Annotated in this window: 10 protein-coding genes and 1 pseudogene; 6 read left to right on the forward strand and 5 right to left on the reverse strand. The window is 49.7% G+C overall.

Annotation, left to right across the window (positions count from 1 at the left end; translation table 11 throughout):
- Nucleotides 1–94: 94 nt before the first annotated feature.
- Nucleotides 95–622 (reverse strand): shikimate kinase, encoded by a 528-nt coding sequence (locus AB7S66_RS09030; RefSeq protein WP_428519238.1) that lies wholly within the window; start codon nt 620–622, stop codon nt 95–97.
- 2 nt (nt 623–624) lie between these two features.
- Nucleotides 625–1098 (reverse strand): hypothetical protein, encoded by a 474-nt coding sequence (locus AB7S66_RS09035; RefSeq protein WP_428519240.1) that lies wholly within the window; start codon nt 1096–1098, stop codon nt 625–627.
- A 65-nt stretch (nt 1099–1163) separates the two neighbouring features.
- Here AB7S66_RS09035 and AB7S66_RS09040 point away from each other — a divergent pair, with 65 nt between their 5' ends.
- Nucleotides 1164–2315, forward strand: coding sequence for a deoxyguanosinetriphosphate triphosphohydrolase family protein (locus AB7S66_RS09040; protein ID WP_428519242.1), 1152 nt, complete (start codon nt 1164–1166; stop codon nt 2313–2315).
- Here the strand turns inward: AB7S66_RS09040 and nrdR are convergent.
- Nucleotides 2312–2776, reverse strand: coding sequence for a transcriptional regulator NrdR (gene nrdR / locus AB7S66_RS09045; protein ID WP_428519244.1), 465 nt, complete (start codon nt 2774–2776; stop codon nt 2312–2314). The two genes, AB7S66_RS09040 and nrdR, sit on opposite strands and share 4 nt — an antisense overlap.
- Nucleotides 2777–3002: 226 nt before the next feature.
- On the opposite strand from nrdR, the gene AB7S66_RS09050 reads away from it, so the two are divergent.
- The 3 genes from AB7S66_RS09050 to AB7S66_RS09060 are packed head-to-tail and all read left to right on the forward strand — an operon-like array spanning nt 3003 to nt 4842.
- Nucleotides 3003–3662 carry a hypothetical protein gene (locus AB7S66_RS09050; RefSeq protein ID WP_428519246.1) on the forward strand — a complete coding sequence of 220 codons (660 nt, stop codon included), beginning with the start codon at nt 3003–3005 and terminating at the stop codon, nt 3660–3662.
- Nucleotides 3652–4140, forward strand: coding sequence for a nucleoside-triphosphatase (locus AB7S66_RS09055; RefSeq protein WP_428519248.1), 489 nt, complete (start codon nt 3652–3654; stop codon nt 4138–4140). Before AB7S66_RS09050 ends, AB7S66_RS09055 begins: the two co-directional genes overlap by 11 nt.
- 6 nt (nt 4141–4146) lie before the next feature.
- Nucleotides 4147–4842 (forward strand): queuosine precursor transporter, encoded by a 696-nt coding sequence (locus AB7S66_RS09060; RefSeq protein ID WP_428519250.1) that lies wholly within the window; start codon nt 4147–4149, stop codon nt 4840–4842.
- Here the strand turns inward: AB7S66_RS09060 and AB7S66_RS09065 are convergent.
- Complete coding sequence (locus AB7S66_RS09065) at nt 4832–5641, reverse strand: inositol monophosphatase family protein (protein ID WP_428519252.1); 810 nt, start codon at nt 5639–5641, stop codon at nt 4832–4834. The two genes, AB7S66_RS09060 and AB7S66_RS09065, sit on opposite strands and share 11 nt — an antisense overlap.
- 43 nt (nt 5642–5684) lie before the next feature.
- On the opposite strand from AB7S66_RS09065, the gene mfd reads away from it, so the two are divergent.
- Both mfd and trmB read left to right on the forward strand, forming a co-directional pair.
- A complete protein-coding gene (gene mfd / locus AB7S66_RS09070; protein WP_428519254.1) occupies nt 5685–8957 on the forward strand; it encodes a transcription-repair coupling factor in 3273 nt (1090 codons plus the stop codon).
- Nucleotides 8958–8965: 8 nt separating this feature from the next.
- Nucleotides 8966–9703 (forward strand): tRNA (guanosine(46)-N7)-methyltransferase TrmB, encoded by a 738-nt coding sequence (trmB, locus tag AB7S66_RS09075; protein ID WP_428519256.1) that lies wholly within the window; start codon nt 8966–8968, stop codon nt 9701–9703.
- A 97-nt stretch (nt 9704–9800) separates the two neighbouring features.
- Here trmB and AB7S66_RS09080 read toward each other — a convergent pair.
- Nucleotides 9801–10179: pseudogene (locus AB7S66_RS09080) on the reverse strand (elongation factor G); the annotation flags it as partial.

The raw sequence follows: 10179 nt of genomic DNA on the forward strand, positions 1-10179 counted from the left end.
TTCGACCCCATCGATGACCACTCCCAAAGCAGGTCCATGTGACTCACCAAATGTGGTGACGGTATATGCTGTGCCAAAACTGTTGTGCCCCATATCAAACCTCGATTTTCAGTGTTTCAACAAGGAACCGCGCCGTATCGCGGACGTCCGGGTAATTTGGTAATCGTACCATGATGTCACAAATGTTGCTATAGCGTGCATGTCTCCTTTCATACAGCGAAGCGAACGAAGCCTCGATATGTGAGGGATCAAGAAAGGGGGGAACCCCTCCCTCCAGGATCCTCTGCAGGAGGACCGGTTCCTTCACTTCCAGATAGACAAGCTTTCCTGATTGCTTGATCACATCAATCAGGGCTTGGTTGTCCGAGGCTCCTCCCCCAAGGCTGATGATGTATGGGGTTTCTCTCGTCTTGAGAAATGCCTTGAGTGCCCTCACTTCCTCTTCCATGAAGGCTTCCTTGCCCGCCTCCTGATAGAAATCACGGATGGAATGGTATGGAGCAATACCCTGGAGAACCAAGTCATCCAGATCGACCCAGGAGTATCCCAATGCCTGGGCGGCAAGCTTTCCCAGCGTGGATTTGCCGCTGTGTTTGATTCCGCAGAAGTAGAGGTGTTGCATATTCATCTCTGGTCAAACAGGTCAGTCCAGGTGGAACTGTACGCATCCAGTACAGGAGCAGAGGCAGGAGCCTTGGTGTAGTATTGTCTCCTGCGTTTTTCCTTTCGGCCCTGGATCATCATCTCCACAGCCATCTGGTAGCGCGCTTCATGGAGGTTCTTTCTTACCTGCTCTTCATAGTGGTTCACCCTGATGGTTTTCTTCAGGGCGAAGTGGAAGGTGACTATCATGGCGTACCAGAACAGAGAGAGCAAGAGCGGTTGTAGATCAAGATAGGAGTAGGGAAGGCTCACCTGCGCAGCATTGCTTGCAACCTGATACAGGTTGAGTGCATTGGGCCAGAGAATAAAAAAGGTGAGAAAGAGTGGTACAATCCAATAGAGTCCCTGCCGTGAGAAAAGAAAACGCAGACAAGCTGTGAATGCAAGGAAGTTCAAGAGCAGGCAAACCAAAGGCAGTGCATAGATTTCAATCATGGTTCCTCCGCTATCCAAAGGGTCTTTTCCTATGATACCATAGGGCAACTCTTTGGGGAATAACTATGGAATTACAAAATCAGATCTCCAGTACACTGTTGAAAAAACGAAAAAGGGAGAAGAGAGAGGATGTGCGAGGTCCGTACTATCGTGATACGACAGCCATCATCCACTCTTCCCCATTCCGAAGGCTCAAGCACAAGACCCAGGTATTCTTCGCCCCCAGCAATGACCATATCTGTACGAGAATGGAACATTGCCTGCACGTCTCCTCGATCGCATCCACAATCTGCAAGGGGCTTGGTCTGGATAACGAGATTGCCTGGGCTATCGGTATGGGGCATGATTTGGGTCATACCCCGTTCGGCCATACTGGGGAGAAGATTCTCTCGGCAAAAATGCAGGAAGCGGGGTTTCTTCCGTTCGAACACGAGGTCAACAGCCTGAGAGTCGTCGATTTCCTTGCCTCACACGGGAAGGGGCTTAATCTGACCTATGCAGTCAGGGATGGCATTGCCTGCCATAACGGCGAGCAGTTGGTGCAGTCCATCATGCCGACATTTGCCGTGAGGGACCTTGATCAGATTACCAGCAGAAAGGGTTTGATTCCTGCCACCTATGAGGGTGCCGTGGTTCGTTTCAGTGATACCATTGCCTATCTTGGCAGGGATTTCGAAGATGCCTGCAGGCTTGGGATCATCACTGAGGAACAGCTTCCGCAGAAGGTTTCCCGTATGCTTGGGAAAAGGAATGCTGATATCATCGATACCTTGGTAAGTGATGTCATTGAGCACTCCAACGAAAAGGTGGGAATCAGTTTCAGTGATGAGGTGTTTCCCGCTGTTCAGGAGATGATCAGTTTCAACTACCGGTCCATCTACAAGAGTCCCATGCTGGAAGGCTATGAACGGTACTTCAACCGCTTGTTTACGCTTATTCTCGATTACCTCAACTTCTTACTGGGAACCTATGGCTATCAAGAATCGTTGTATGTACAGGAAAAGAACATGCTTGCAATGGGCTTCTACCATCACTTGATGGATATGCATGAAGCATATGAAGAGAGAGACGGGAATACCAGCCGGCTCATCTATGACTATGTGGCGGGCATGAGTGACAATTTCTGCCTCGATTGTGCCAATGAGATTCTCAAGCCTGAACATCTCAATGACAGTATTGAACATTCCTTGACCGGGAAATGGTTTGATGCCCGCTAGGCAAGTTCCTTGCCCAGCTTCTGGATCTCTGCGATGAACTGACCAAGGTCATTGAATGCCTTGTAGACGGCGGCAAACCGGACATAAGCGACCAGGTCGACTTCTTTCAGCTGCTTGAGTGTTTCGTTCCCGATATCGCTGGAGGCAATCTCTCTCTTGCTTCCCACCTTAAGCATGATGGCATCCTCGATGTTCTGCAGCAGCTGGTCAATCTCATTCTCGCTGATCTTCAGTTTCTCGGTACAGGAGCGTACTCCTCGGCCGATCTTGTTCAAATCAAAGGGCTCCCTTCTTCCGTCACGTTTGATAACCATCAGTGGCTTGTCTTCAATCCGTTCATAACTGGTGAATCGGTAACCACAGATATTGCACTCCCGTCTTCTCCTGATCGAGGAACCGCTGGAATTTTGTCTGGATTCAAGGACCTTGTCATCCATTGATGAGCAGTGTGGGCATCGCATTGGGGTACTCCTTTCTCTCTATAATGTAACACAAACAGTGTAAATTAACAATGAAATAGTGGTTGGCACCCAAGCAATTTCAATTAATATGAAAAAGGGTACGCTATATGTAGATTCTTCAGTAAAAGCTTGCGTTTTCTGAGCCTGCACAAAAATCTACTAATTTATGCTCTGTTTGTTGTAATTGGAACTATTCTGTGATAATAATAACATATTGGAGGATAGTATGGCGGAATCAGTGAGTAGCTGTGTCAAAAGGATAGTCGATAAGAGTCCCTTTATCCATGAGATGTTGATCAATGGGATTCTCTCATTCAGCAACTATGCCTCCTTTATCCAGGACGAAGTCCAGAAAGCATACGGCAAAGAGGTCAAGGCCAGTGCCATTGTGATGGCCCTCCGTCGTTATGGGGAAGAGCTGAAGAGGGAAAATGCAAAGACCAATCATGGGAATGTCGAGTATGGAATTGTCATGAAAACCAATATCTTTGATGTCAACCTGGTCAGAAAAGACAACTTCATCAGTAAGTTGGGAGTCCTGTATCGAAATATATCGACCGAGAAAGGTGATTTTCTCAACATTACGCTGGGAAGCCACGAGGTATCCCTGGCGGTAAGCGAGAAATATCGTTACCTCGTTGATGAGTTGACCGAAGGGGAGGAGATTCTCAACCAGATGAATGACCTGGTTGCTCTCTCCTTGGTATTTACCGGGGATTTCCTGCAAACCCCTGGTATTGTCTATGAAGCAGTGCGTCATCTTGCCTGGGAACAGATCAATGTCATTGAGATTGTCTCCACCATGAATGAGTTGACCTTTGTAATCAAGCGAGAGGACTCCATGAAAGCATTTGATGTGTTGCAAGGGTTCCTCCGTGCAAGCTAGGCTGACCATCCATGCTGCTGAACGTGACCAAGGAAAGACAACGTCCTTGGTCCAACTGGTGAGGCAGTGCAGATCCCAGAAGATGCATATCTGTGGGGTTCTTGCCCTTGCAAATCCTGAAAAAACCGTGTATAGACTCAAGGATCTCTTTTCTCAAGAAGAGCGATTGGCACTCTCTGAGATGCCCCTCGCCCAAGGAAAGCGTATTGGTAGGTTCTACCTGGATGAACAAGCCTTTGATTGGATCAATGATCGGATAATCCAGAGTCTTTCGGGTTCTCAGGTCGCCATCTTTGATGAGATCGGGAAGTTGGAAATATCCGGGGAGGGGCTTGCAGTTTCCTTCAGGAAAGCCTTGGAAACACCCAACCTGCAGATTTTCGCTGCAGTACGCATCCCGTTCATAGAAGAGGTTCTGAACAGTTTTTCCATTCCCAGGGAGCGGGTGGAAATCACGTATGTCGGGTATAAGGGATGAAACACTATGAATGAACTCTTCTGGATGGTAATGCTTGCTCTGAACTTTGTCATGATTCTCATCGCTTTCAGGTTGTGGGGGAAATTGGGACTCTATATATGGATACCCATCAGTGTCATCGTGGCAAACATCCAGGTGACAAAGAATGTGGTGCTTTTTGGACTGGATGCAACCTTGGGCAATATTGTATATGCCACCGGGTTTCTGGCTACAGACATTCTCAGTGAGCTCTATGGCAAGAAGGAGTCAGCAAAGGCGGTTGCCATTGGTTTCTTCAGCTTGCTCTCAATGACGATTATCATGCAGGTGGCACTCTTGTTTGAACCCGCTGCATCGGATATCGCCCATTCCTCGCTCTCCTTGGTCTTCGGCCTGATGCCCCGCATCGCCTTCGGCTCCCTGGTCGCCTATGTAATAAGCAATCTGCACGATATATGGGCCTTTGATTATTGGAAACGCAAGCGGCCGGGTAATCGTACGCTCTGGCTCAGGAACAACCTAAGTACCATCGTCAGCCAACTTATCGATACCTTGGTCTTTACATTCATCGCATTCTGGGGTGTGTATCCAACTGAGGTCCTGACCGGTATTGTCATCAGTACCTACCTGCTGAAGTGGGTGGTGGCTGTCATGGACACCCCGTTCATGTATCTTGCCCGGTTCTGGTACGACAAGGACAAGATTCCAACCCCTAGCCTTTAGGGGGAAGTACCACCTTGAGTGCATCGATGCATGCCCTTGTCCCTGCATAGAGGGAAGGGGAGAATGGCCTTCGATGCACGAGGAAGTCATCATCATATATGAAGGGTTTTCCATCCACATACTCCACCAGCATTCCTGCTGAGAGCAGCACTGCGTGGGAGGCGGTTACATCCCAAACATAACAACTCTGGTTTACGCATCCTTGGATGTGCTCATAGATAACAGGGCTGAGCATGTGGATGATGGAGGAACCGAAGATCCTGATCTTCCCTTCATACCGGGAGAAATCCATCAATCGCTGCCCGCTTGACCCCATGGTGATCTGATGGGGGAAGTCCTTATTTCCTGCTACAATCAGTGGTTGCCCATTTATCAGGATCTCCTTTCCTGGGTCAAGTCGCAGGAAAAGATCATCCTCCCCGATTCCCCAGCGGGGGGCGCTTATCATGGCGCCGACCGGCACCCTGTCCTTGTTGAGAATCCCCAATGCCACAGCCCAGCAAGGGAGTCCCTGGGAGTAGACATCCGTGCCATCGATAGGGTCAAGGACGAAGGTGTAAGGAGCACTCTCGCTGAATGGGGTGAGTGTCTCCTCACTGATGATGTTGCATGAGGGGAAGAGCTCCTCGATCACGGATATGATCCGCTTCGAGATTGCCAGGTCCGTCTCTGTTATTACCGACCCATCCTTCTTGTACGACCGGCTGATATGTGGTTGTTGTGCTTTGGCATAAATCCCTGCTTCCTGTACGGCAAGAGCGAGTGTATCCAGTGCTTTCTTATCAAGTGTGCTTTCCATTATCTTGCATAACCTTCTTGCTCATGATAGGGTAATGGCGCTTATGCAAACACCTATTTCAACCCTTGTCCAATCGTATATCAAAAACAGCACCGCTTACAAGGCGTATGGCACAACCACCCGGCACCTGCACCTGGAAGGGTTGGAGGGGTATCCACTTGCCCAGTTCCTTCGTATGATCGCACGCAAGCATAAAGGCCGTATCTGGGTCATATGCCCAACCGAGGAGAGTGCAAAGGACCTGCTCAAGGACAGTGGTGTCTCACAGAATCAGGATGCACCCTACAGCAATGAACTCAAGACAATCTATCTTCCCAGCAATGGGAGAAAGCTCTATACCCCATTCAGCGGGGACAATGTTGAGTATGAACAAATCAATCGGTTGACTTCCATCACTGAGATGCGTCATGGGATGATTGTAACCCACCTGAGGGCTTTTGTTGGTCCATTGGTCAGTCCTGAGACACTTTCAGCCTCATCCTTATCGGTCAGGGTTGGCGGAGCATTTGACAGTATCAGCATTGCAGAGCAACTCTCCCGGGCGGGTTATATCAATACTGTCTCCACGAATGCAATCGGTGAATTCAGCCTAAGAGGGGAGGTCATGGATATTTTCCCCTATGAGAGTGACCATCCTTTCAGGATTTATGCTGATTGGGATCAAGTGGGCAAGATCAGCAGTTTTGATCCCATCACGCAGGAAACCCGGTCATCGATAGATCATTTCAGCTTATCCTTGGTGGATGCAAGCGATAAGCTTATCACCTCCTCGATCAACGGGTACCTCAGTGACGATGACCTGTTCTGTTTTATCGGGGACAAGCGGCTTGCTACCAGCTTCCATAGCTTGCAACTTGAAGCAAAGTCACTCTATCGGCAAGCTTTCCTGGAAGACCGTGATGCGCTCAAACCGGATGCATTGTTGCTTGATTTCCCTCTCTTCCAGAGCTCCTGCCGATATTCCATTACCGTGATGGATCTAGCTGGGCAGACCCCTGGTGCATTCAAGTTCGATATTGAAGGACCCCGTTCCTACTTTGGGAATTTCACCCTGCTCAAGGAAGACCTCAAGAGCTTTGAGAAACAAGGATGGAAGGTGACCATCTTTGCAGAGAACCAGTTGCAACTGCAACGCCTGAGCCAGATGCTCGGCGCTTTCCCCTTTCTCTCCTATGAGAGGAGGGAACTCTCTGGAGGATTCTCCCTCCCAAGTGCGAAGATCATTGCCATCTGTGAGCACGAGATATTTGGACGAAGAAGGCAGGTGGTCAAGACCTTGCAGCATACCCAGTCGACCCCTCTGGACTCATTTGTCGATCTGAATGAGGGAGATTATGTAGTCCATGTCAACTACGGGGTGGGGAGATTTGTCAAGATTGACCGGGTTTCCAGTTTTGACCGTGAACGTGATTTCATCAAGATCGCATACGCAGACAGTGAGATGCTCTATGTTCCCATCGAGCAGGCAAACCTGGTCCAGCGCTACATCGGAAGCGATGGGGGGACCCCCAAACTGGATAAGCTTGGTGGCATCAGTTGGGAGAACAAGAAAGCCAAGGCCCGCAAAAAAGCCGAGGACCTTGCGAAGCATCTGATAACGCTCTATGCAAAGCGACAAAACAGCCCAGGTTTTGCTTTCCCCAAGGATACTGATTGGCAATTGCAGTTCGAGGCATCCTTCCCCTTCGATGAGACAGCTGACCAGCTGTCCTGTATCGAGGATATCAAGGAGGATATGGAAAAGCCGATGGTCATGGACCGTCTGGTCTGTGGGGACGTTGGCTACGGAAAGACCGAGATAGCCTTCCGCGCTGCGTTCAAGGCAGTCATGGGAGGGAAGCAGGTTGCGTTCCTGGCCCCTACCACCATTCTTGCAGAGCAACATTACCAGAACTTTGTCAGCAGGTTGGGGAGTTTTCCCGTCCGGTGTGCACAACTCTCCAGGATCGTGCCCAAGAAAGACCAGAAAGCAACGTTGCTCAGTGTTGCAGAAGGAAAGGTTGATGTGCTGTTCGGTACGCACCGTATCCTGCAGAAGGATATCATGTATAGGGATCTTGGCCTCTTGATCGTCGATGAGGAACAGCGTTTCGGTGTCAAGGACAAGGAGCGTATCAAGGTATTGAGGAACAGCATTGATTCGCTCTCTCTCAGTGCCACACCCATTCCGCGGACCCTCTACATGTCACTCCTGAAGATCAGGGACATGTCACTGCTGGCAACCCCTCCCATCGCACGCCGTCCCATTGAGACACATATCGGTGAGTATGACCAGGATGTCATTGTCCGGGCGATCAGGGAGGAAGTGGATAGGGGCGGTCAGGTCTTCTTCCTGCACAATCGGATTGAAAGCCTTGATGAGGTGGTCCAGCAACTGACGACCTTGTTGCCGGATTTGATCATTGAGAGTGCCCATGGGCAGATGGACAGCCGCAAACTGGAAGACACCATGAGACGGTTTGTCCATGAGGGAATACAGGTTTTGGTCTCGACTACCATCATCGAGAATGGTATCGATATTCCCAACGTAAATACCATGATCATCGACCGGGCCGATCGGTATGGGCTCAGTCAGCTCTACCAGCTCAGGGGAAGGGTGGGGCGTAATGACCGTCAGGCATATGCCTACCTCTTCTATCCCCAGGGCAGTGCCCTCAGTGAGATTGCAGTGAAACGGCTCAAGATCATCAGTGAGCATACGGAGCTCGGTTCTGGTTTCAAGGTAGCCATGAAGGATATGGAGATCAGGGGAACCGGGAATCTCCTCGGACGCGAGCAGAGCGGACAGCTCTCCTCTGTCGGTCTTGATATGTACATCCGAATCCTTGATGAGGCAATCCGGGATTTGCGGAATGAAGGATTGAAAGAGGAGGATAAGGAAGTATTCCTCGAACTCGATTACACAGGGTTTATTCCTGACACCTATATCAAGGCTCCTTCAGTGAAGTTCGAAATTTATCGAAAGATAGCCTCCATAAACAATGAGGAACAGCTGCACTCCTTGAGCAGCGAGCTTAGTGACCGGTTCGGGCCGCCTCCAGAGGAGGTCGCCAATCTCCTCTATATTGCAGAGATCAAGATTATCTGCCGCAAACTGTCAATCATCCATTTGACAGACCGCAAGGGGGTGGTTGCCATTGAGTTCGGCAAGGTTGCAGATCTGAATGTGAACAAGGTGATGAATCTCATTGCCTTGAGTAATAATCGTGTATGGTTGGATACGCGAAAGATGAACAGTATGTATATGAAGACTGATGCAGTCTCCCTCAAGGACAAGGCCGTGTTCCTGATGGAGAAGCTGCAGCGGTTGCTGTAGGAGTTTGCATGCAGGTTACACAAGATACAATTTTCCAGGATATTCCGGAATTGCAGTGGGTGGAGAGCAGAAGGGAGGGAGATAGACGGCCAATCAAGAGTTATGTGCTCAGGGGTTGCTATCTGAAGACCTTCCAGGTTGAGGCGGTCAAGCGCTATTACGCAACCTATGGAATCCCGTTCCGTCAGGAAATGCTGGACTACCATCAGGTGTATGGGAACGAAAAACCCTTGGTTATTGAGATTGGTTTTGGCATGGGGAGTGCCACCAGCCGTATTGCAAAGGAGCGAAACCAGTTCAATTACCTTGGATTGGAAGTATTCCTCTGTGGCTTCACCAAGCTCTTGGATGTCGTGGGGCGGGAAGGGCTGGACAATGTGCGTCTGATGCGCTTCGACGCAGTGGAGGTGCTTCGCTCCATGATTCCGGATGGCAGTGTTGCAGGATTCCACATTTTCTTTCCTGACCCATGGCCGAAGAAACGACAGCAGAAACGTCGACTCATCCAGCAGCCCTTTGCCTCACTGCTTGCAAGCAAGCTGGTACAGGGAGGATACATCTACTGTGTCACGGACTGGGAAGAGTATGCCCACCAGATGCTTGAGGTGTTTGGCAATACACCATCCCTGGCAAATCCCCATGGGGGATTTGCCCCGCCTGTCCCTTGGCGGGATACTACCCGGTTTGAGCAGAAGGGGCTTGCAAAGTCCCATCCGATCAATGAGGTTTGGGTGGAAAAACGCTGAGATGAGGGAAGGGAGCCTGCCGCCGCAAGCTCCCTTCCAAGGTTCCACAAATTCACTCTCAAGCAATCAGAAAAGCAATAATCTGATTGTCCACCACCTACTCCTCTTCCTCCAAGGAATCCTTGTAGGCCTTGATCACCTCATCAGCCAGTTTCCCACTGAGAGGCTCGTAATGGTCGAACTCCATTTCAAAACTTCCCGTACCACTTGTCATCGACTTCAGGTCGATTGCATAGTTGAGTAGTTCTGATTGTGGTACCTGGGCTTTCACCAACTGCATATTTCCCATATCTTCCTGACCAAGTACCCGTCCACGTTTGCTGCTCAGGTCAGAAAGGATATCACCCAGATAATCATTCTCTATATATACACTAAGAAGCATGATAGGTTCAAGTAGGACAGGCTTGGCCTTGTCCACGGCAATTTTCATGGCTCCCTTTGCAGCGAGCTTGAATGCCATTTCACTGGAATCCACC

It is taken from the genome of Sphaerochaeta sp. (assembly GCF_050178175.1).
In the GTDB taxonomy this organism is placed as follows: Bacteria; Spirochaetota; Spirochaetia; order Sphaerochaetales; family Sphaerochaetaceae; genus Sphaerochaeta.

What these genes read in the sequence shown, in the direction of transcription:
- AB7S66_RS09030 (WP_428519238.1), bottom strand. Translation starts at nt 622, where the DNA reads ATGCAACACCTCTACTTCTGCGGAATCAAACACAGCGGCAAATCCACG.
- AB7S66_RS09035 (WP_428519240.1), bottom strand. Translation starts at nt 1,098, where the DNA reads ATGATTGAAATCTATGCACTGCCTTTGGTTTGCCTGCTCTTGAACTTC.
- AB7S66_RS09040 (WP_428519242.1), top strand. Translation starts at nt 1,164, where the DNA reads ATGGAATTACAAAATCAGATCTCCAGTACACTGTTGAAAAAACGAAAA.
- nrdR (WP_428519244.1), bottom strand. Translation starts at nt 2,776, where the DNA reads ATGCGATGCCCACACTGCTCATCAATGGATGACAAGGTCCTTGAATCC.
- AB7S66_RS09050 (WP_428519246.1), top strand. Translation starts at nt 3,003, where the DNA reads ATGGCGGAATCAGTGAGTAGCTGTGTCAAAAGGATAGTCGATAAGAGT.
- AB7S66_RS09060 (WP_428519250.1), top strand. Translation starts at nt 4,147, where the DNA reads ATGAATGAACTCTTCTGGATGGTAATGCTTGCTCTGAACTTTGTCATG.
- AB7S66_RS09065 (WP_428519252.1), bottom strand. Translation starts at nt 5,641, where the DNA reads ATGGAAAGCACACTTGATAAGAAAGCACTGGATACACTCGCTCTTGCC.
- mfd (WP_428519254.1), top strand. Translation starts at nt 5,685, where the DNA reads ATGCAAACACCTATTTCAACCCTTGTCCAATCGTATATCAAAAACAGC.
- trmB (WP_428519256.1), top strand. Translation starts at nt 8,966, where the DNA reads ATGCAGGTTACACAAGATACAATTTTCCAGGATATTCCGGAATTGCAG.